Source organism: Azohydromonas aeria (assembly GCF_009760915.1).
GTDB classification, from domain to species: Bacteria; Pseudomonadota; Gammaproteobacteria; order Burkholderiales; family Burkholderiaceae_C; genus Azohydromonas; species Azohydromonas aeria.
This window is the reverse complement of record NZ_VIDQ01000002.1, coordinates 213,849-235,314: the sequence shown is the minus strand read 5'-3', so window position 1 is coordinate 235,314 and position 21,466 is coordinate 213,849. Positions and strand designations below refer to the sequence as shown.

Genomic DNA, 21,466 nt, shown 5'->3' with positions numbered 1-21,466 from the left:
ACGCTTGACTCGCGCTGCGTGGTGGCCGCGGTCCACCACGCAGCGCGCAGGGGCCAAACTATCCGAGGCGGCTGGCGGCACAGCCCAGCTGCCGCGAAGCAATGGAGAACACGGTACTTCACATGGCAGGAACACCCTACTGGCCCACCAGCTCGGCCTGCACTTGTTCGCTCACAGAGGCTTCACGCCGCGAACTATCGCGACCATGGGACTGATGCGTGACAGGGGAAAACTGAGATAGGTGACGGCTACGTTGCGTTGCCGCGCCGCGTGCTGGCGTTCGAAAACGATGAGCCGGGCTCAGAGCATTGTTCTGCTAGAACATAACGCGCGGATCGCCCACGAAGTTGGTGGCGCGGCTCGATGACAACGTGCCGCCGTGAGGAGTCAGTTCAGGGCCACCCCAGACCGCACGCTTCGCTACTGGAATGCTGTTAGTCTGTTGGTCGGCGAGACTTAGCAACCAGGCCGGAGCGTGTCGGGCGCAGGGTGCGGAGAAACAAGATACGCACATTCTTAGGGACCCGTGGTCCGAACTACAGCGTTCACCGCGGCGCAAGGTTGTTGGCGCATGGCTGTTGCGCGACATCTTTATTCAACGATTTCTTGGCACGGTGGACTGGGGCCACCGTGCCCAATGCACCGCGGACTTTGGACAGCGATGCCAAGGATCCGGCTCACCAATCGCCGCCGACCACACAAACGCCTGCGGGCGTGGGCGAAGTCAGCAAGCGGGCTGGGAATCCCTGGAGCGGGCGCGGATTGCACTGGAAAACTTTGAGTGGAACGCCCTGACGGCATCTGCCAAGCCGATGCCGCTCTCCACACCAGAGCTGCGCGCGGCTTGTTTGGCTGGACGCGCCGCTCGTTTGCCGGCTGGCTGCCCAGAACTGCTGCATGTGGCTCGCCCCCGCCTGTCGCCCGAAGATCTGGGGTTAGATCAGTCACCGGGGTGAAAGCCTGCAGGATTCTGCACAGCGGCCCGCGGCGGACTCTGGCGAGGGTGGTGGCCTGGGGCCACCGCCCCACGGAACAAGAAGCAATGGCAAGTCATGGCGGGATAGGCTCCATGACGGCGATGTAGCTTGGGGCGTGGCCATGTGGGAGGAAAAGGTGGCCCCGGGCCACCACTGGTCGGCGATATCTTGGATCGGAAGGCTTAATTCATGGCATGAGATGAGAAGACCGGGTCGAGCATCCGCAGCGCTGGGCCGCCGGCAGACCACTTCCCGCCAAAAAGTGGCCCGAGGCCACCTTTCGCGGCCGTGCGAGGCAGCGCGGCGGCACGCTTGGCACAGTGTCTTGGTCGCCGCAGAAGTTCTTCAGTGCCGGGCTGGCTGCTTCCCCCAACAAAGGGCGACGACTGACTTCTTGCCGATGCGTTGACTCTGCGCAGGGTCCGCGTGCCCAACCTCCTCGTTCCGTGCACCGCGCAAAGCGCTCCTCGCCACAGGCAACGCAGATATGCAGGGCATGTCTGCACGGACCGGGCCTGCTGCGCCGGGGCAAAGGCAACGCATCGGATGCGGGCCATGGAGCGCGCATGTACGAGCACCATGCACCTGCAAGGCTGAGGCAGCATGTTTCTGGGGGCCAGACAAGCAGGAGCCTTGGAGTTGCTACAGGTCTGTCGCCCGCAAGCCCGAAGGAAGTTTTGGGCCTCGCCGGAGTCCCCTAGATGGTCACCGGCTGTCAACACGTGGTGTGGAGATGCCCTTTCAACATAAGAAAAGTCGGCTGTGGCAAAGCGCTCTTCAGCGGTCTATGCACGATAGTCAACTGCCGGTACACCTGCGCCGGTGGAAATCCATGAGCCGATTCAGTGACCGAACTCACATCACCTCCCCGGGTGGTTTGGGGCCACTTTCGGTAGCGCCAAGGATCCGGACGTGCCGTAACGGGAAGCCGGGACTTAACTTGCAGCGGCAAAGGCCCCTGCCCTTGGCAGAAAAACGGAATGGAAGTGAACCGGCGCGCAGTCAGGCTGACGCGCAGAGACACGCGCCGTGATGCCGCGCTAGCAACGATCCAGGGTGTGCGCTTGCCAAGAGAAAAGATGGTGGCCCGAGGCCACCGCGGACGATTCAATGCGCCCTGCGCAAACGTAGAGCCACCTCAGTACGCAACGCCGGCAGCCGCGCCGCCACGGCAACATCCATACGGCTGTCATGATCCGACTACTAGGGTCGTGGAATGGCTATGCCGGAAGCATCCTGGGCCAATAGGCAAGCGCCGGGGAAAGATTGCAGGCCGACAGACCGGCATCGACCACTTGGAATCGGTGTGATCACGGACTGCAACATGAGCGGGCGGCTGCCACACTCGCCGTTCGCGCAAGTTGACATAGCAGCGCACGTCAAGAACTACGCACGGCAGCGTTTTCAATGGAATGGTGTTCTGCGTAAGAACCTTGGTGGCCCCAGGCCACCGAGGCACGCGGCAGGGGGCTTCGACATGTTGTGCTCCGCCAGAATTCTTGAGCCGACATCAGCGCAATAGTCCAGAGCAACCCGGTTCCGTGCGGCACCACGCGGGTGTCTGTCTACGAATTTGCAGGCAACCTCGATTACTCAACTCGGGCAGGAGCGTGCAACGCGGCGCTGTTAGCGGTCGTACCTGTTAGTCCGAGATTCGTCGGTTTGCCTGCATTTGACTCCTCGACGGTTACTAGCCGCTGTTTGAGCCAGACCCCAGTTACCACCGGGCTCTTGGAGCCTTTCGCGCACTTCAGCTCTTCCCCGCAGCCAGGCCCGTAGTATCGGCTTGCGTCCTGACGATATGCGGCCCTGCCAGTTCATGTCCGGTCGCCCGAGGCCATGGAGCGGCCCGCAAGAGACAGCGCGATCGCCGTCGCCTCCTCCAATGCACCCAGGCCGCTCCTGATTCGTGCCGCTGGAAACGGCCTCCCTGCGGGTGTCTCGGGAATCCGCACTCCACTGCGGCAGACACGCGCTGCTGCGCTCAGCCGGGGAAGAAGCCCTTCAGCAGGTGCCGACCCATCCTGATCTGGCCACCTCCCGGTGCTGCCTGTCTCTCCTCGGTTGACGTACGTCGGCAAGCCGATCTGCTTTGCCCGTCCGGCGCACTTGGCCGTGGCCTTGCTGCCGGTGGACCGGGGCCACCAGCAGCACTGCGCCCACCGGTATTTCTGAGGACCATAGCGTTGCCTCGGCGAACGAGGTCAGCCCAGGGTCGCCTGCCAGCGGTATGCCGGCCTGGGAATGCGTTCAGAGTAGCTGCGATAGCGCGGTGCGCCACTGACTCAGACCGCGAACTGAAAGAGGCCTGCGCAAGCCAACTGCCATGCCGACGCGCATTCCCGCAACCAGCTTGAGCGCCACCATGCGCCAAAGTTACCGCCCAGCACCGCTTGGCCAGTTGACGAGCATTCCATGGTCACTTTCTGCCTGAGCGGCGTTCTCAACGCAGACTCGGATCGCCCACGATCTCGCCGTTCGCAAGGCAAAAGCGGGGTGAGGCGTGGCGCGGCAGCGGAGAAACGTCATGCCTGCTGTCTCGATCGAGTTGTAGCTTGAGCCAGGAGTCTTGGCCGGATAGGCACTTGCCTCATGCGTTCGGCGTGGCCTGCGAAACGCCATTGGATTGGCCTGCAATCACCCTTCTCTAAGGGTTGCCAGGAGAATCGGCAAGCCGTTGTCACTTGGTGGCCCCGGGCCACCGCAGGCGCGCCATCAACCAGTGGCATGCGTCAATCAGGAGCCAACAAAAAGGGCTCCTTGAATGGAGCCCGAGTTCTGAAGCTGTTGTGCAGTGCGCTACTGCTTGTGCAGCTTGTCGCGCTCTTTCTCCAGAAGCGTCTGGATGGCCTCGACCAAGCGCGGAGTCATCCGCATCTCCTTGGACAGCTTGACGGAGAGCCACCGATCCGCACATTCGAGCGTGGCGACCGGGCGTCCATGGCTGCCTGCAATCTCGATACGCTGCGGCCGCGCATTGGCCGACACCGTCAGAGCCTCGAAAACGTCCCGTGCACCAAGCCGGCCTTTATCTTCCCGTGCCTTCTGGGCACGCTGGGCGACGCCGTCCGGATCCTTCTGGACCGCGTCGGCAAGCTTCTCCGCCCAACCCTTCTGGATGCTGCGCTTGCTCGGAAAGGCCTCGAGCACTTCGGTCGGCAGTGATGCAAGAAGCAGGTATCGACGCACCAGGCCCTTGTCCTTGCCAATCCTGTTGGCCAGGGCCGTCGGCGACGTGAACAGACCTGCATCCAGCGCCAGCTTGTAGCTGCGTCCCTGCTCGTATGGCGACGGATTGGCACGCCCGGCGTTCTCGTACTCCATGGCCTCCCACAAGGCCATGTCGGTCATGCCCGTGACGACCACGGCCAGCACCTTCAGCCCGAGCTCTGCACAGGCACGGGTACGGCGCCGACCGAACACCATTTCGTATTCGCCTTCCTGCGCGGCATGGGCTCTGACTAGGATCGGCTGCACGTTGCCGCGCGTCTTCTCAATGGTGGCCTTGAACTCTTCCCATTCGGGGCCCTCGAAGCTTTCGGCGTCACGGTTGGGAAATGGGCCGGGCGCGATGCTGGCAGGATCCAAAGGCAAGGTGGGCTGGGCACCGATCCATTTTTCGAGCTGCTTTCGCAGACTTGCCAGTTCCCGCTCGGTGTCCTTCTGGACACCCATCATGGCCAACAAGGTTCCTGGTGCCGTACGTGGCTGCTGGGTCAGAGGCGGAGTCGAAGTGGCCCCAGGCACCGTCTCCACAGGACGTGCCGCGCCTGCCGCCGAGGCCGAGGGCTGAATCTTTTCGACCGCAGCAGTCGCCTGCGCGATCCGGTCCTTCATCTTGCTCACAGTGCGGCCTCCCGGGTCTCAACGCCGAACAGGGCGCGCTGAGCGGTCTGGTTGGCCCAGGCCTTCCCGATCGATGACTCCAACATGTCGACCACCCGGTTTGCCGCATCGACCGCGCGCGTGAACGTGGCCCTGGACCCCTCGTAGGTTGTCACGTCGAACACGGTGCCAAACGACAGCGATGTCGTGCCGGCTGCCTTGGAATCGGGAATCTCCACCGGAAGCACGAACTCGCCGTAGGCCTTCGCGATCCATGTTGCCACGGTGGTTGCGTTGTCGTCGCCCGCCTTGACCTTGGACAGCAGCACATGGACGAAATCAAACTCGGACCGACCGCCGTTGTACGCGGCGTTCTGGGCCAGTTCCGAGAACAAACCGAAGAACTGGGCCGAGGACGCGAAGTCGAGATTGTTTGGCGGCAGAGGGATCAGGAGTCCGTCAGCCGCGTTGAACGCATTCATCACCGTAAAGCTCAGCGACGGGCTCGTGTCGATCAAGATCACGTCGTACTGATCACGCAACTCCTCCAGGCCGGCATCGAGCACCATGTAGAAGACCAGCCCTTCGGTGCCCTCGCGCATTTGGCGGGCAGGCAGGAGGAACTCGGCGTTGTAGAGGTTGGGATTGCTCGGGATCAGGTCGATGTTGGGCCAGTAGGTCTTTCTCACGGCGTAAGCCGCGCTGTCCTTCTCACCTGCAAACAGCGGCACCAGCGTGTCGTCCATCGGCAGCGTGCTGATCTCATGCCCGAAGCCAAACAGCGTCGTGAGGCTGCCCTGCGGGTCCAGGTCGATAGCCAGTACCTTGTGCCCGCGAAGAGCTAAGCCCTGAGCCAGGGTCATTGATGTCGTTGTCTTGCTGACCCCGCCCTTGAAGTTGCCAACCGCAATGGTCACGGCCCTGCATCCCTGGGGGCGTAGCTTGTCCGATCGGTACGCGCGGGCCCAGGTCGATGCTTCCTCCACGGTAAAGAAGCGGCGGTTGTTGCCCCGGGCCACTTCACCCTTGGGAAGGTCACCACGCGACACACGGTAGAGCACCTGGTCGTTGGTGATGCCGCACAGCGCAGCCAGCTTCCCGGTGGACAGCGTAGGGGGCGTCTTGACCCTGTCCGGCGCGAAGATCGCACCGCGTACCGTTTCCAGTGTGGTTGCTGCAACCTCAGCAGCCTGGGAAATTCGGCTGAGAGGGACCTTGGGATAGGGAAGGGCACGTGTGCTCACTGTGGATGCTCGCTCGATGACGGAGTCCGTGAAAATTAGCGGATTCGATCATAAATCACGGACTCTCCGAGGCGCACCAACTACGTGGATACAGAAATACAACTCAACTACCAATACCAATACAGGAGAGAAAAAACCTTTTTATATCAATGCGTTAGCTCACTTTGAGTGAGTTGAAACCGGAAGACGGATGAGTTGAAAACGGGCTGTGGTGTGTTGATAGCTGAGGACTGGTGAGGCCGTTACGGGGACTAGGGTGAGTTGAATCCGGGGGCTGGCCCAGAAAAGAGTCGGCGCTCACCTCCTTTGCGGTGCTGCTGCACCGTGCTACCCGTCTTCATCAGCACTGACCCCAGGAAACATCTCACCTTTGGGCCTTCTGGGGGCCCGTTTCAAGAGGATGGTTCCCTTGGTCCAACCGTCCTGCGTCACACGGCAAGACCAAAAACGCATCACGACCGCAGGACAGGAGCGCCACAACGGCAAAGCAACGCAGGCTCACCGGAAACGTCTCACCTTTCGAACTCTTCCGGTTAACGGTCTTTTGTCCTGGCAGGAATTTGCAGACTCGCGGGCAGTAGACCACCGGGGTCCGGAAACGTCTCACCTTTGGGTCCCTGCACCAGCACCTTCCCTGCCGCGCAACGCTCGGAACCGTTTGCGTCCGCTTTGCCAGCAACGCAGCGACAGAGGCTGGGGCGACGTGCGCACGCTGGCCGAGCGCCGACACAAGTAAGCGCTTTTGCCTCGGGGGACGTCGCTGTACTCAATATGAGTCTGGCGTCCTCCCGCTCGGACAAAATACGAGGGCAGAGTGCTTGGCGGAAGCCAGTCAGCGCATGCGGCTTTTCTCCGCAATGGCTGCTCGCGCATCAGAACGCGTCTGTGCTGTCGGCAAGGTGTGCCACGGCTGTCTCGCGTGGCGTCGTCGTGGCGTACCGGCAGCAGGCAACATCGCCATACCGGACGGGCCAACAACAGGGCGGTAAGCAAGCGGGTCTAGTGAGGACTGGATCCTGTCTAGCGCACGGTTGGTCCCAGGCAGTCGCCGCTCCGCCGGCGATGGTCTTGAGCTTGAGGTGAGATACTGTTCGCAGGAGACTCACCGATGCCCCCCGTCCCCAGGAAGATCAGCAGCAATAGCGGTGAGCCGCAGCAGCTGCGCAAGTCCGAACGCATGCTGGTGCTGCGTGCCTCGTCCGTATCGCTCACCCTGATCGCGCGCAAGATGTACAACGCCATGCTCTACGTCGCGCAGCGCCAGGGGCTGGAGCGGCCACGCTACTCCGCGCCACTGTCGAAGCTGGCCAAGATCATCGACTACGGCGGCAACGACAACGCGGCCCTGAAGCAAATCGTTCGCGAGATGCAGACTTGCCTGATCCAGTGGGAGTCCCCGGTCGGGCGGGGCGGTGTTGGCTGGTCGTCGTCGCAGCTGATCGGCGGCGTCGAGGTCGGCGTGGTTGCCGGCCAGAACGTCATCTGGTGGGAGTACAGCAGCATCTTCAAGCGCGACATCCTGGAGCCGATGCCCTACGCCACCATTTCGCTGGTAACCAACGCGCGGCTGCGATCGATCTCGGCACTCGCGCTCTACGAGATCTGCTCGCGCTACAAGAACTCGATGCTCACGACGAGGCATCACTGGCGGTGGTGGCGTGATGCCCTGAGCCTGCAGCCCGGCACGATGAAGGAGGGCGGCGAATACAAGACGTTCCATCGCGATGTTCTCAAGCGCGCCATCAGCGAGATCAACAGCCAGTCGGAGATCGAGATTGAGCTTGTGACCCACAAGGAGGGACGGGCGATCAGCGAGATCCAATTCAAGGTGCGCCCCAATACCAGCGTGCAGCGCGAGGTTCAGGTACCGAGCATCGAGCCGGTCGACCTGATGCTGTATGACCGGGCAGCCGCGCTGGGCATAGGCGTCAGATGGTCAGAGCGCCTCATCGAGCTCCATGGCGATGCGGCCTTCAGCAGTGGCTTGGACCTGCTTGAGGCCCGCATGAAAAACGCAGCGGCCGAGCCCGTCGCATCTCCGCATCGCTGGCTGGAAGAGGTTCTCGACAGGCGGTCACTGCCCTCGTCGATGGCGAGCCAACCTACAGTGGTCGAGGCCCAACTCGTGCCAGCGACGTCCCTACCGTCCGCGCCCGTCCTGTCCACCTCGATGTCCGTCGCCGACTTGGAGACCCGGGAGAGGCGCAACGCCGAGGCGATCAGCCTTTACGCGCAGTGCAGCGAGGAAGTCAAGCTGGCGTATCGGCAGGCCTTCGCCAGTGCGGTTCTGCCTGGCTTGCATCGCAGCTACAAGACGGATTGGGAGCGCAACGGTCCAACCGGACGCATGGTCGGTCCAGTCTTTGTCCGCTATCTCAGCGAACGGCTTTCCGGGAATTCCGCACTGTCCGCCCCGTAAGGTAAGCCGCCTGCACCCGGCGCCTCGGATGGCCGGGAGGCGCGGTGCAGCCAGGACGCGCTCAGACCGACCGGGCCGTGCCGTTTGCCATCGACGCGGCAGCCGAACTCTCCGCCGCGCGACTTGCCAGCTCGGGCAGCGTCGGCTCCGACCGCCCGACAGGGAGCACCGGTGCCGCCACCGCTGCGGTCTGGGCCAAGGCAAGGACGTCGCTGCACGCGCTGATTCCCGCGTCCGACCCGGCCGGTGCTGCCTCATCCAAGCCGGTGGCAACAGCGGCGGGCAGGGCCGTGGGCCCCGGATCGCGCATCTCCATGCGCAACCGGTCCGCCAGCAGCCTTGCCAGGGAGGCAGGGCGCCCGGTGATGCGCTTGGCCTTGGCCCGCATCCTGTCAAGCTCGGTCTCGGTCACCAACTCCTCGATCTCCAGTGTCTGCAGCAACGGCATCAACTGGTCGAGCTTGTGAATGAGCTCGAAGTAGCGCCTGCCAATGGCCGAGACGATTGCAACGTCCTCTTCCATGGGGGTCGTCGTGAACGAGGCAACAGCGTCTATGCTGGATTCCTTCAGGCGCTGCTCCATGGCGTCCATGAGCCTGTCGATCAACTTGCTGGCATCGGCGATGGCCTGCTTGATCTGTAGTTCCAGGGCTTCGATTTCCTGATGGCTCTTGCGCGTGCGGCCGATCGTGGAGATGTAGTACACCCTGGACTGCAACACGTAGAAGAAGCGCACGAACAACCGCTTGCCCTCCGCGCTGTGCAGCGAAGTACGGCGCGTGATGGCCGCGGCTTCGACCCGGCGGAAATCCGTTGGCGTTTCCTTGGCCAGGATGCGCCTGTTGGCTTCGCCATGGTCGGTCCGGACCATCGCCGGTAGCTGTCTGGAGTTGTCCATTGTGCGGATCACTTGCGTGAGGGACCTGGCTCATCATCACGAAGCATCCGGATTGTTTCCAGGAAAAATCCCGCCGTTTTTTCCGAAGATCAGGCCCCAACCCCCCGCAGACCCCTCGTTGCGGGCTGGCGTTGACAGCGGCCGTGGTCGGATTTACTTTGGCGGCATGTGCAGCAGCTGGCCCTGCACTCAAGCATCAGGCAAGCCACCCAAGGCGCCGCCCCAGTGGCCGGCGCACCCCCGCTCGCAGCGGGAACGTTCTTACCAGCCGAGCTGTCAGCTTGGCTTTTCGAGGCGCGACGCCACGCCCTGAGCGGGATCGTGCGCCGAAAAGCTTTCTGATCGGTAGCTGGTAGACCGATCAAGCGGCTCACGCCGCCAGTTCAAACCAGCGCAAGCGGTCGGCATCGATGCCGACGTCATCAACCCTGCGGGGCAATGTGCCTCGCAGGAGTTCTCCTGCAGCGCATTGCTTCGCCCGTTTGGGAGACAGCAATGTCCGTTTATCACCGGGCGTGTGCGTCATCCGCGCGCGACCCAACTACCGTACCCGTTCCCGGGGCACTGCTTGGTCAGGAAGAGCTCAAGCTGACCTTCGAAGACCTGCCGCCCAGCGCGCAGCAGGCTGTAGCTGACATGCTTGGCGACCTCGGCGGACGCACCGTCGAATGGTCCGAGCAGGACGTCGTGTACCTGCACTGGCGGCTGCTGCAGGAACTGCCTCGCCTGGCAGACCCTGAAACGCCGCTGGAGGAAAAGCTCGACACGTTGGCCTGGGCCTTCGCGGAGTCCGAGCACGATGGCGAGCCTTTCAGCTTCGCGCAGTGCCTTCGGGTCGTCGGCACGAGCCCACTGTCGCCTGCGCCCTACGTCGGCCTGGTGGATGTCGACGACATCCGTGCATGGCTGCGCTGGCACTCGCGGCGCTGGATTGCAGCGACGCTGGAACGGTACCCCCAGTGGGTGCGCGATCTGGTTCGGGCCCAGCCCGACATGGTGTGCCGGGAACTGCAGCGCAATCCCCAGTGGATCAACGAGCAGATCCGAGCACGAGAGCAGGGCCCTCAAGGGGACCTGTTTGGTTCGGATTGCCCGTAGGCGGGAGCTGACCATGCAACTTCCCGCGATTCCCCCGCGGCTCGCGCTGGCCATGCTGATCGTGCTGTTCGGCTTGGCAGGTGCGTTGGACCGTGACACGACTGGCGATCCGGTCGCTCCTGCTGCTTCGCACGCCACGGCCGGGTCGCAGGCCCACGCCTTCCGGCGTGCGCCGCAGCAGCTGCGCTTGCTGTGCCAGGTGCCAATCGAAGAGCGACACGAGGCGGTACGCCGTCTCGTGCGCGCCTCGGCGGAGGCCGTGACGATCGTCCAAGGTCAATCAGAAACCGGACCGGCGCGCGAACTGCGTTGCACGGTCATCGACGAATAGGAGAGCTGCCATGAACACGGCTGTTGAGTCCACTCTGCGTCAGGTCCTGTCGCGGGAAATGCTGGACTACTACGTCAAGGAGTACGAACTCCTGACCGCAGAGCGCGGCCGCGAGTTCGTCGTGCTTGGGGCAGAAAAGATCGCGTACCGCGTGGGGCTTTGCCAGAACGGGTACGAAATCCAGCGCGAGTCGGAGAGCGGGACGGCGGTGCATCCGCTGCTTCGCGCGCCAGCTCACGATCTGCACAAGCACGCGATCGGCAAGGCGATGGTCAGTGGTGCGCTCTTCACGAGCGCGCTCCATTGACACACCCGATGCCGGCTTGATCGATGCACGCGGCTGCAACTGCAGCTGTCGTGCACCGCAAGCATGAGGCCAAGCAACCCCACAGGGGCTTGGTTCGATACCGGCTACCCGCGGCTTCATGCCGCGGTGACGCCAACCACCTCAACCCGAAGCGGGTCGCGCATCCGCCTCGGCGGCGCCGCGTCCTGCTTTCCCACTGGAGATGATCATGAAAGTGCATGTTCAAGTGAATGAGCAAGGCGCGTTGCGCAACGGTCGTTACGCCTTCGGCAACCGCTATACGGTGCTGTCGGAGTTGCTGCAAAACGCCCGCCGGGCCGGCGCATCGGCTGTACACGTCGAGTACCTGGACGTGATTCAGCGGTTGCGCGTCACCGATGATGGTTGTGGCATCGATGACTTCCAGAAGCTGCTGAGCCTTCACGAAAGTGGCTGGGACGAGCAGCTGGCCAACAGCGAAGGAGCTTTCGGCATGGGGTTCTCGAAATGCCTGTACGCCGCCAAGTCAGTGTCCGTGACGTCCCGCGGGATGACGCTGGCGTTCGAATGCGCCGATGCGCTGGCACAAGCCGAGCTGGAAGTCGTTCCGGCGCCTGAGACAGACCGTCGCAAGACGGTCGTACAGCTCGATGGCGTCGAGCTGCCGCACCTTCGCGTCATCATCGGCCGCATGGTGCGGGGCTTCCCGATCCCGGTGTACTTCAACGGCGAGCCGTGCGAGCGTTCCCATGCGCTCGATGCGCGGCTCTTCGTGAAGACGCCTATCGGCATGGTGCACCTCGCCGGCGTCGAAACCGGTAGGCCTTCCGACCTGGTGGCCGTCTACCTGCAGGGGCTGCTCGTGGCCGACGCCGCGCTCGCTGGCTACCTGTCGCAGGATGAAGTTGACGTCATTCACCTTGACCTGCAGCGCTTTGCCGCTCGTCTGCCAGACCGTACGGAGCTCATCGACCCGCTGGAGGCACGCGAGCGCATCGACCGCAGGATCAAGCGGACGTGGAGGCTGACGCTGCTGCAGCACAAGGCCTTGATGGCCCCGCAGGACTTCGTGGATCGCTACTACGAGGCCGCGCGCTGCAAGGACCTGCTCGAGGTCTTCGACGACGTGGACGTGTTGCCACGCCGCGCGTACTCGCTGGTGTCGGCCTATCCGGGCGTACCGATGCGGGAGGAATGCGACTACCGCCTGGTCGGGGAGTCGCATCTGCATCGCTCGGATATCAACGCCGGCGTGGTGCGGTTGGCCGCGTACGAACCTGGCCTGAAAGGCCCGAACGTGGCCACGCTGATGTACGCCCAGGCCGCGTCGGTGGTGCTGGTCGATCTCGGCATGCTCGGACCCAATCATTGGGTCCAGCACGGCCTGCGCGACTTGACACGGGAAGCCGTGACCGTGACGGCCGTGGACGTCACCGCGGAGGCCAGCTTCCGTGGCGCCTACGCGCAAGCGCCGGTGCGTGCCTGCGACCACATCGAGATCGTCCACGGCAACGACAAGGTGGTGCTCCGGGACAAGGCCATCTTCTGGGACGGCGCGATCTTCTACCCACGCAGCTGCCGCGACGGCCAGGTCGTGATGCAGGTCAGCGACTACAGGACTGCGCAAGACCATGTCGATGAACTGGCTTGCGGGGTTGATGAGGACCTGCTCGCGCGATTCATGCGCAAACTTCGTTGTCCTGACCCGGTGGCCTTGCTCCAATGTGTGCTGGAGGAGATCTGCTGGACGGACTACCCGCAGCTCAGTGGCAGACGGTTCCGAGTGATCATCGGTTCGTCCGACGCCACGCTCACGGTCATCCAAGCGTAATACGCTGGGTAGGCCGGGAAAGATTCCTTCGTGGTTCTTTCCACAGCGTGCTCGGGTTGTGCGCTATGAACTACTCCACCCTTTGCTGCGCAAAGGATGGAGTTTCACAGGGGCGCTCACGCGCCCCTGTACCGGCCAGTTCCTGACCGTCATGTGTACCCAGCGCCCAGTTCAGCACGACGCGCGCCGAAGCCAGGTCGCGAGGTTCGGTGTGCCCGCATTCCGTGCATGTATGCGTGCGCACCGACAGGCTCTTTTTCGCCAGCGCCCAGCATGCGGGGCATCGCTGGCTCGGCTTGAGCTTGCGCGTCGGCGCCTCTACCCATTCGCCGCCAGTCTCCGTCACTTTGAGGCGAAACAGGGAAGTGAACAGCGCGGGGGCTGTGTCCAGAATCTCGCGGTTCAGGCCCGCTTTCTGTGCAACGTTCTTGCCGGGTTTCTCGACGGTCCCGGTGGCGCTGCGCGTCATGTTGGCGATGCGCAGTTCTTCGGTAGCAACCAGCGCGAAGCGGCTGGCGAGCTTGGCTGTTTCCTTGTGCGCCCAATCCAGGCGGCGCCGTGCGGTCTTGGCGCGTGCGCTGGCGAGCCTTTGCACGGCCTTGCGGCGGCGGTTGCTGCGCTTGTTCTTCTTGCGCGAGACGGCCTGCTGCAGCCCGGTGATGCGGTCCTTCTCGGAGCGCCACCAGCGCGGGTTGTCCAGACACACTTCGTCGCCCGCGTGATCCAGCCCCGTGAGGAAGGTTTCGACGCCCCAATCGAAAGCCATGGCCGCGTCGCCCGTGCGCGCGCGCTGCGGCGTGCCGATGTCCAGCGTGAGCGACAGGAACCACTTGCCGTCGCGGTGCAGCACGTCGCTGGCGCGAATGTCGCCACCCTGGCGGGCTTGCCCGCGTGCGCGCAGGTGCCCGATGCCCGACAGCCGCAGCGTGCCGTGGCGCCAGTCAGCGCCGGGCGTGAAGCGCCAGCCATCGCCGTGCCCCTTGAACGAGAAACCGGGGAAGCGCGCGAGCGACTTGAACCTTGGGAACCCCGGCGCCTGTCCCGCCTTGACGCGGCGGAAGAACGCGGCAAATGCCTTGTCCAGCCGGCGCAGCGTCATCTGCTGGCTGGAGCAGTTCGCGGCTTCGGCCCACTCTGGGCATTCCTTGCGCAGCACGGTGAGCGACTTGCACTGCGCCGCGAAGGTGAGCGACTCGCCGGTCTTGCGGTAGCAGTCGATGCGTTCCTCAAGAGCGGCGTTGTAGAGCTGCTGGTGCGAGCGCAGCAGCGCATGCAAGGCCGCCTCCTGCTTCGGCGTCGGGTACAGCCGAAGAGTTGTCTTGCGAAGGTTGCACGGTGCGTCCATAGCAAAGTCACTGTAAAAATCACATACCACACGGCAACGCAGAAATGGTTTCGTACGTAACTGAAATCAGGACTTGCGGCCGGCGCGCTATCCCTCTCCACCCAATGCGGACGGCTTTGCCTCCAGGCCGATTACGCGGCCGACCTCACTGGATGGAGACCCTCGCGCTTTCGGTGGAAAGGGTCGTCCCGTTTCGCAGGCTTCGCTGAAGCGGAATGCGCTTCTGGCGATGCGGATCCCTACGGCTCATAGCCGCCGAGCCAGATTAGGCGGTTGATATTTCCGCTTAGCAGCGGCGAGGTCAAGCGCACAGACGACAAGGCAGGCTGCCTGCCGTTGCTGCAACGGGTCACCGGCAAGCCCATGCGCGAGAAGACCCTATAAACTTGCGCACGCAACGCTCTCGCGGTGTCCACCACTGGCGTGAGAAGTGCCAACTGAACCAGTTTTCAGGGCGATTTGCAGAGGTGGGCCCTGTCCTCTAAGGTACATCCAGCCTCCAATTCCCGTCCTGCGCAGCTTCGGCTGCCGCCATTTTTCTCACAGACCCCATCGCTCATGACACTGCGGCAGTTCGGTCTACCTCAAACGAAGAACTCTATGCCCAGGTCGCGGCAGATCCGGTCGATGCCCTTCACGTTGGGCAAGGCGGTGTAGATCGGCGGCCCCAACTTGGCTCGGGTGGAGGACTTGTCGAAGAGCACGACAGCCGGACGATCATTGAGCTTGCGCGACAGGTAATGGATGCCGTCGAAGCCCGCAGGGTGCGTATGGACCTGGTGGCTCCACTGCTGCGGCACGTCATAGGGCACGACGGCGGACAGTGCGGCATGGCCGCCGGCGCGCAGCAGCCCGATGCCGGTCAGGTCCGCCAGCTTGAGCCTTTGATCATCGACATTCTCGAAGCGAACGATCCAGCGGGAAGCAAACTGTGCTGCGGCCACGAGGAACCGGCCGCTGACGGGCCGCAGGTCGTGCAGCAGCGTCTCGGCAAGGGCTGTGTGAAGATCCAATCCCAGGTAGCAGGTGCCATAGGCCTTATCCGGGGCGTCGAAGCGGTTGGCCGCAGTCCGACCAAAGAAGGGTTCGCCGCTGTCACGGGGGCCGCTACGGTAGAGCTTCGAGGGCAGAACCTGTTTGATTCTGAGATTGAGCTTGTGAAAGTCGTTCGGAGGACGTGGGCAGATGTCTGGGAGCGGGCTCTTTTTCTTGTCGCTCATGTCTGGGCGAAGGCCTGCGCCGCGTTGAGCACCAGGGCCATCTTGCCGGCTGCTAGGGCTTCCAGCGGCGTCTGGTCGGCCAACGAGCCGCGGGGAACAGTGAAGAACGCCAGCTTGGCGCTTCCCGGCATGTCGCCCAGCGTTTTCGACACCTTCTCAATCTGCTTGCGATCGTGGCGTGGGTCCGCCAGCCAGGCCGGGAAGTAACGCACGCCCTTGTGTTCGACGCAGAACATGCGCCGCGCAGCGAGGGCCTTGCTCACCGCCTGCATGCTCATGCCCAGCCGCTCGGCGAGCACGTCGCCCCTGACAAGTTCGCCGCTGCCGATCATCCGGCGCAGGCTTTCTTCGGCTTCGCAGCGTATCTTCTCCATGAAGGCCGTCGTCTGCTCGGCCGACTGCTCTTCGACGCGGGCCGGTTCAAGCCGGCTTTGCGCCTGCTCGACATCGGCGACCACTTGCCGGAACCGGTCTAGCATCTGCTTGCGCTGGCGGTAGTAGGTGCTGCGCGCGCCGCTGCGGCTGCGCAAGTCAGGCATCACGCCGTCCAGGGGCAACGCCTTGAGCAGGCTGCTGGCGCTCTCCATCAGCGCCAGGACGTCCATGACCACACTGGGCTCAACCGGTGCGGCCGCGGTCTTGTGCTGCGTTATCTCCCGCCGAGCCTGCTGCAGCTTCTCGGCCGCTTCCGCCAAGGCCGGTGTCAGAGCGAACTCCCGGTGAAGGTGCATGGACACCTCGGCCAGTGGGAGCTGTTTGCCCGCCTTGGCCGTGCCGGTACGCGCTGGGCGTTGGACGGACTTTGCGACAGCCGGGACAGCAGCCATGGTGTATCTCCTGAGTGCGCCCATTGTAGCGCTCAGGAGAGACTTGCTAAACAGAATCAACCGCTACTTACGCCAGAGAAGAGGCCTTCTCGTCAAGAGGACAGGGCAGCGACCTACTGCCTGTCCGATTCCAACATGCCGACTACTCTTGCAGGACGCAACGGTTGGATCGACTTCCAAAAATCCAACCATCAGTCATGTGTGCAGACCCAGCAGGGAGTTGGCCTGCGAAGGCAGACGCTCCGGTTTGTCGAAGCAGTGCCGTGTCAGTGATCTGGAACTTGTATATTTATACAGTATTCCGCTGGAACGATTGCGTGTGTGGCCGATCCCGCGAAGTTCCCCCTTCCAGTTCTTCCTGGCCTGTTCATGACTCACGGTTTGCCTCTGCGTCCCAGCCGTCTGCTGCTGGACTTCTACGCGCGCCTGGCCGCACGCCACATGGGCCCTCAGGTGCAGTTGGCCGGCTTTCAGCGGCGCTGGACTGCTTGGCGGCACGACGACCTTGTGCAAGGCGTCGAGCGTGCCGTCCTGGACTGCTACCCGGAGGTACCGTTGCACGAAGTCGAAGACATGCTCTTGGCACAGGCACATGACTTGGCCGGGGCGGACACGGCACTTGTCACGGCAGAGACTTCCTTGCAGCGTTACCGGACCGAGGAAGGGGATGAGTTGGGTGAGGAGGACGAGGGCTTGGTTCTCACGATCAAGTTGGAGGAAACCGGACAGCCCACCGGGGTGCTGGGCTGGATAGAGCTGGATGCGCAGCGCCGCCCGGTGCGGGCCTGTCGCCCACTGCCGCTAATGCTGCCCGGTGCCAACTGAACCGGCAGCCATGAGTTCGTCGGCGTCTTCACATGATGAACGTTCAACGAAGCCCAGGCACCTGGATGACAGTGGTGCTGGCCGCACTGCTGCTACTTTCCATGGAGGTTCTTTTAGCTTTTCGCAGCAGCGAGCAGGCCGAGCGTGCCGATTGCGAGTCGCGTGGCGGGCGTTGGCTAGACCCGCGGCGGCATGATCAACGCTGCTTGGACCCGGGCCAGCCGCTTGGGCCTTGAGCCCGAGCTTGCCAAGCTTGCACGCAAGGCGGTGTCAGCTTGACGCGGCAGGTACTGCGTGAGCGCGGACAAGCTCTCGCTGGTAACGGCTGAGCGCCAATTCGGACCGGGGTCCTGCTTGAGCGGCAGGCTTGTCGAGGCCAGCAAGTTCCTGAGCTTCGTATTGCGCCACCAGCCCGAGGCCGTTGGCCTAGTACTCGACGCCGACGGCTGGGGCAACGTGGACGAGCTCATTGCCGGCACTGCGCGGCAAGGGAAGCAGCTTTCCCACGAGCTCATCGAGCAAGTCGTGGCCACCAACAACAAGAGGCGCTTCGAGCTTTCCGATGACGGCCAGCGAATCCGCGCCATCCAGGGCCACTCGACGCGCAGCGTGGACCGTCAGTTCGAGCAGCGGCAACCGCCTGAGGTGCTGTTCCACGGCACGGCCTCGCGCTTCGTCGCGGCGATCAGCCGGGAAGGCCTCAAGCCCGGCGCACGGCACCACGTGCACCTGTCGGCCGGCGAGCAGACGGCCCGCGCTGTCGGCCTTCGCTACGGGCTGCTCGTGGTGCTCGCGGTGGACGCCGTGCGCATGCATGCGCAGGGCTTCGTGTTCCACCAAGCCGAGAACGGGGTGTGGCTGACGGTTAGGGTGCCGCCGGCCTTCCTGTGCCGCGCCGGCTGACGTGGCAGCGATGCCGGCGCCGGCATCAGGTCTTCAATGCGAGGTTCCGCGCCGCGGGGCAGGCCAGGCATCGTCCCGGGATGCCTCGCCCACGACGGCGGCCAGGTCCCACTCGCCGGTCGCGTCCTCGCACACCAGGATGTAGAAGCCCTCGTCGGTGGAGACTTTCCACCAGGTGCGATCCCGGCCATGCCAGCGGTCGCACACCTCGTTGACCGCCACGCGCCGAGTGCCGAAGTGGACGGCGCAAGGCCGGGCCTCGCTGCCGGCGGTGTCCAACTCTACCGACAGGCCCATGCTGACCGACCCGATCCACGATTCATGCACGGGCTGCGGCAACACGCGCGCCTGCGTCCATCGTGCGGCTCCCGCGGCCCGGCCATCCGGACGCCAGACCATCGCAGGGCTCTCGGGCGGTGCCGAGCAGCAGGCCAGGGCCGTTCAGGGCCTCGGCTGCGTCGCGCATGGCCTACGCCCTCCAATGCCGCCCAAGCCGCAGGCCGCCCCCGCTGAGCGCCGCGACACCCAGCGCGACGCCGATCAGTCCCGCCGCCACCGCGAACGTTGTGCGCATGCCGCCGGCAACCGCCTCGGGCAAAGCCGCAGCGAAGTCCACGCCTGCAGCGGCCCATGCGAACACGCTGCCCATGACGGCCGCCCCGGTGACCAGCCCCAAGTTGCGCGAGAGGTTCAACAATCCGGACACCACGCCACGCTGGTCCGCGGCCACGTCCGCCATGACCGCGGTGTTGTTGGCCGCCTGGAACAGCGCGTAGTGGCCCGTGAGGAGGGCCATGGGCAACACGTAGCCGGCAACGCCCCAGGCGGTCGGCGCCAGGCACAGCGCCAGGCAGCCCGCGGCCATTCCGGCCAGCGCTGTGACGGTCATGTGCCGCGCCCCGAAGCGGTCCACCAGGCGCCCGGCGGGCACGCCGGCCAGCGCCGCGACCGCCGGGCCGGCCGACAGGGCCAGGCCGACGTGCAGGGTCTGCAGGCCCAGCGCGCGCCCGAGGTGGAAGGGCCCCACCACCAGCGTCGCCATCATCACCGTCGAGACGAGCGCGCTCATCGCCAGGCCCGCTCCCAGCACGGGGTCGCCCAGCCGGGCCAGCCGCACGAGCGGCGCCGCCGAGTGCGCCTGCACCCGCAGGAACAGCGCCAGGCCCGCCAGGGCGACCAGCAGCAGCGCCAGGTTGAGCGCACCGAAGCGGCCGCGGCCTGTGGTCATCGCCAGTGCATAGGCCGCCAGCGTCAGGGCCAGCAGCAGGATGCCCATCCCGTCGAAGCCGGTCCGGGCCGCGTCCGGCGCGCGGCGGTCGCGCGGCAGGTGGCGCCATGCCAGCCCCAGGGCCAGCAGGCCCAGCGGCACGTTGACCAGGAAGACGGCCGGCCAGCCCAGGCCGGCGATGAGCAGTCCGCCCAGGGTCGGGCCCAGCGCCGTGCCGACGGCCGAGGCCGTGCCCAGCAGCCCCATGGCCCGCCCGGCCTGAGCCTTGGGCACCACCTCGCCCACCATCGCCACGGACAGCGCCATCAGCACGGCCGCTCCCACGCCCTGGACGGCCCGGGCGGCGATCAGCAGCGCGAGCGACGGTGCCGCGCCGCACAGCGCCGAGGCGGCCGTGAAGACCAGCAGGCCGGCCAGCAGCAGCCGGCGGCGCCCGGCCAGGTCGCCCAGCCGCCCGGCGCCGACCACCAGCGTGGTGTTGGCCAGCAGGTAGGCCAGCACCACCCACTGCACCTGCTGGAACGAGGCAGCGAAGGCCTCGGTGAAGGTCGGCAGCGCCACGTTGGCGATGCTGGTGCCCAGCGCGGGCAACAGCGCGCACAGCGCCAGCGCCCACGGCGCCCGGCCGGCCGGCGCAATGACGCCTGCCGTAGTCGCGACTTTGTGACCTGCTGAGGTTCCTGACATGTGCCATCTCCTGATCAAGGGCTGCCAGTGCAGCCGTCACGATCACGATAGGCACGGGCCGGTCACGGCGGAAGGCGCATCATTTGCACTCCATTCGTGCGTCTGACGCCATGTCAGCGCCGTTTACGCCGTTTACGCTGGTGCGTTTGCCATGTCACAGCCCGATCTGAACCTGCTTGTCGTGCTTGACGTCCTGCTGGCTGAAGGCAGCGTCGCGGGCGCGGCCCGGCGGCTGCGCCTGAGCCCTTCGGCGATGAGCCGGGCCCTGGCACGGCTGCGCGAGACCACGGGCGATCCACTGCTGGTGCGCGCTGGGCGGGGCTTGGTGCCGTCACCGCGGGCGCTGGAGTTGCGCGAGCAGGTGCGCCGCATCGTGCAGGACGCCGAAGCGGCGCTGCGCCCTGCCACGCCGCCGGATCTCGTCAAGCTGGAGCGAACCTTCACGCTGCGCACCAGCGATGGCTTCGTGGAGACCTTCGGGCCGGGGCTGATCCGGCGTGTCGGTGTCGAGGCGCCCGGCGTGCGGCTGCGCTTCATGCCCAAGCTCGACAAGGACAGCGCGCTGCTGCGCGACGGCACGGTGGACCTGGAGACCGGCGTGGTCAGCAGCGCGATGGGCCCGGAGGTGCGGACGCAGGCGCTGCTGCGGGACCGCTTCGTCGGCGTCGTGCGCGCCGGTCACCCGCTGGGCGAGGGCGAGGTCACGCCCGCACGCTACGCGCAGGCTAAGCATGTGCTCGTCGCGCGGCGCGCCCAGGCTCAGGGGCCGGTGGAGGAAGCGTTGGCCGCTGTGGGCCTGCAGCGCGACGTCGCGGCGGTCGTGGGCGGGTTCTCCGCGGCGCTGGCACTGGCGCGCGCGTCGGACCTCATCGCCAGCGTTCCCGAGCGCCACACTGCCGGACTGCGCACGGGCATGCTGTGCTTCCCGCTGCCGGTCCAGGTACCGGAGATCACGGTGTCGCTGCTTTGGCATCCGCGGCTGGATGCCGACGCGGCCCACCGCTGGTTGCGTGGCTGCGTCCGGGACGCCTGCGCCGAGCCGGCCGCGCTGATGGCGCATCGGCCCCCAGCGCTGCCCGAGCAGGCCTCGTAGGCGCCGAGAACTCGGCAAGGCAGGACGCGCTTGTCAGACGTGAGGGCGGTGGCTGGCTTTGAGGCTCGACCCCGGCTCAGGGCGCGTCCAGGCCCGCCAGGCCGGCGACGTCGCCCTCGCGCTCGATCAGCGCCAGCCAGCTGCGCAGCTCGGCCTCGCTGCCTTCAAGCAGCCGCAGTGCCAATGATTGGTCATTGGCCTTGGCCAGCATGTTGTGCAGACCCAAGTGCGCCACGAGCAGGTAGTACATCGGCGCAACCAGCGCCTGCCGCTGCTGCGGATGATGGCGGGCGAAGTGATGGAGTTCCTCGATCGCGTGGCCCAGCTTCTCGCCGACGTAGACCAGCGGCACGCCATGGCGCTGCTGCGGTGTGGTGTAGGCCGGGCCGTTGGCGTCCAGCGGGAAGTCATCCTGGCTCACGGGAGTTG

Annotated in this window: 17 protein-coding genes; 8 read left to right on the top strand and 9 right to left on the bottom strand. The window is 64.9% G+C overall.

Annotation, left to right across the window (positions count from 1 at the left end):
* Nucleotides 1-3,776 precede the first annotated feature (3,776 nt).
* Together FJ694_RS02830 and FJ694_RS02825 are read right to left on the bottom strand one after the other, a co-directional pair.
* Nucleotides 3,777-4,814: a ParB/RepB/Spo0J family partition protein gene (locus tag FJ694_RS02830; protein WP_232539875.1), complete on the bottom strand. Its 1,038-nt coding sequence runs from the start codon at nt 4,812-4,814 to the stop codon at nt 3,777-3,779.
* 5 nt (nt 4,815-4,819) lie between these two features.
* Nucleotides 4,820-6,046, bottom strand: a complete 1,227-nt coding sequence (locus FJ694_RS02825) for an AAA family ATPase (RefSeq protein WP_198320698.1) — start codon at nt 6,044-6,046, stop codon at nt 4,820-4,822.
* A gap of 1,108 nt (nt 6,047-7,154) precedes the next feature.
* On the opposite strand from FJ694_RS02825, the gene FJ694_RS02820 reads away from it, so the two are divergent.
* On the top strand, nt 7,155-8,465 hold the full coding sequence (locus FJ694_RS02820; protein WP_157264140.1) for a replication initiation protein: 1,311 nt from the start codon (nt 7,155-7,157) through the stop codon (nt 8,463-8,465).
* 61 nt (nt 8,466-8,526) lie between these two features.
* Here FJ694_RS02820 and FJ694_RS02815 read toward each other — a convergent pair whose 3' ends face one another.
* Nucleotides 8,527-9,363, bottom strand: a complete 837-nt coding sequence (locus FJ694_RS02815) for an AcaB family transcriptional regulator (protein ID WP_157264138.1) — start codon at nt 9,361-9,363, stop codon at nt 8,527-8,529.
* Nucleotides 9,364-9,858: 495 nt separating this feature from the next.
* Between FJ694_RS02815 and FJ694_RS02810 the strand changes: the two genes are divergently transcribed.
* The 4 genes from FJ694_RS02810 (at nt 9,859) to FJ694_RS02795 (ending at nt 12,909) form a co-directional block, all read left to right on the top strand.
* Nucleotides 9,859-10,461 (top strand): hypothetical protein, encoded by a 603-nt coding sequence (locus FJ694_RS02810; RefSeq protein ID WP_157264136.1) that lies wholly within the window; start codon nt 9,859-9,861, stop codon nt 10,459-10,461.
* Between the two features lie 13 nt (nt 10,462-10,474).
* A complete protein-coding gene (locus FJ694_RS02805; RefSeq protein ID WP_157264134.1) occupies nt 10,475-10,792 on the top strand; it encodes a hypothetical protein in 318 nt (105 codons plus the stop codon).
* Nucleotides 10,793-10,802: 10 nt separating this feature from the next.
* Nucleotides 10,803-11,099: a hypothetical protein gene (locus tag FJ694_RS02800; protein ID WP_157264132.1), complete on the top strand. Its 297-nt coding sequence runs from the start codon at nt 10,803-10,805 to the stop codon at nt 11,097-11,099.
* A 208-nt stretch (nt 11,100-11,307) separates the two neighbouring features.
* Nucleotides 11,308-12,909, top strand: coding sequence for an ATP-binding protein (locus tag FJ694_RS02795; protein WP_157264130.1), 1,602 nt, complete (start codon nt 11,308-11,310; stop codon nt 12,907-12,909).
* A 70-nt stretch (nt 12,910-12,979) separates the two neighbouring features.
* Here the strand turns inward: FJ694_RS02795 and FJ694_RS02790 are convergent, their stop codons facing one another.
* The 3 genes from FJ694_RS02790 to FJ694_RS02780 all read right to left on the bottom strand — a co-directional run bounded on the left by FJ694_RS02790 (nt 12,980) and on the right by FJ694_RS02780 (nt 16,301).
* Nucleotides 12,980-14,254: an RNA-guided endonuclease InsQ/TnpB family protein gene (locus FJ694_RS02790; RefSeq protein WP_157264128.1), complete on the bottom strand. Its 1,275-nt coding sequence runs from the start codon at nt 14,252-14,254 to the stop codon at nt 12,980-12,982.
* A 584-nt stretch (nt 14,255-14,838) separates the two neighbouring features.
* The gene (locus tag FJ694_RS02785) at nt 14,839-15,474 is read right to left on the bottom strand and encodes an RES family NAD+ phosphorylase (RefSeq protein WP_157264126.1); all 636 of its coding nucleotides are present in this window, start codon (nt 15,472-15,474) and stop codon (nt 14,839-14,841) included.
* Entirely contained in the window at nt 15,471-16,301 is an 831-nt protein-coding gene (locus FJ694_RS02780; RefSeq protein WP_157264124.1) for a hypothetical protein, read from the bottom strand. Before FJ694_RS02780 ends, FJ694_RS02785 begins: the two co-directional genes overlap by 4 nt.
* Before the next feature lie 321 nt (nt 16,302-16,622).
* Between FJ694_RS02780 and FJ694_RS02775 the strand changes: the two genes are divergently transcribed.
* On the top strand, nt 16,623-17,126 hold the full coding sequence (locus FJ694_RS02775) for a hypothetical protein (protein ID WP_157264122.1): 504 nt from the start codon (nt 16,623-16,625) through the stop codon (nt 17,124-17,126).
* A gap of 354 nt (nt 17,127-17,480) precedes the next feature.
* Nucleotides 17,481-18,029, top strand: a complete 549-nt coding sequence (locus tag FJ694_RS02770) for an RNA 2'-phosphotransferase (RefSeq protein ID WP_157264120.1) — start codon at nt 17,481-17,483, stop codon at nt 18,027-18,029.
* A 33-nt stretch (nt 18,030-18,062) separates the two neighbouring features.
* Here the strand turns inward: FJ694_RS02770 and FJ694_RS02765 are convergent, their stop codons facing one another.
* The gene (locus tag FJ694_RS02765) at nt 18,063-18,371 is read right to left on the bottom strand and encodes a hypothetical protein (protein ID WP_157264118.1); all 309 of its coding nucleotides are present in this window, start codon (nt 18,369-18,371) and stop codon (nt 18,063-18,065) included.
* A gap of 127 nt (nt 18,372-18,498) precedes the next feature.
* On the bottom strand, nt 18,499-19,944 hold the full coding sequence (locus FJ694_RS02760) for an MFS transporter (RefSeq protein ID WP_157264116.1): 1,446 nt from the start codon (nt 19,942-19,944) through the stop codon (nt 18,499-18,501).
* A gap of 151 nt (nt 19,945-20,095) precedes the next feature.
* On the opposite strand from FJ694_RS02760, the gene FJ694_RS02755 reads away from it, so the two are divergent.
* Nucleotides 20,096-21,037: a LysR family transcriptional regulator gene (locus tag FJ694_RS02755; RefSeq protein ID WP_157264114.1), complete on the top strand. Its 942-nt coding sequence runs from the start codon at nt 20,096-20,098 to the stop codon at nt 21,035-21,037.
* A gap of 76 nt (nt 21,038-21,113) precedes the next feature.
* Here FJ694_RS02755 and FJ694_RS02750 read toward each other — a convergent pair whose 3' ends face one another.
* Nucleotides 21,114-21,458 carry a hypothetical protein gene (locus FJ694_RS02750; protein WP_157264112.1) on the bottom strand — a complete coding sequence of 115 codons (345 nt, stop codon included), beginning with the start codon at nt 21,456-21,458 and terminating at the stop codon, nt 21,114-21,116.
* Nucleotides 21,459-21,466: the final 8 nt, after the last annotated feature.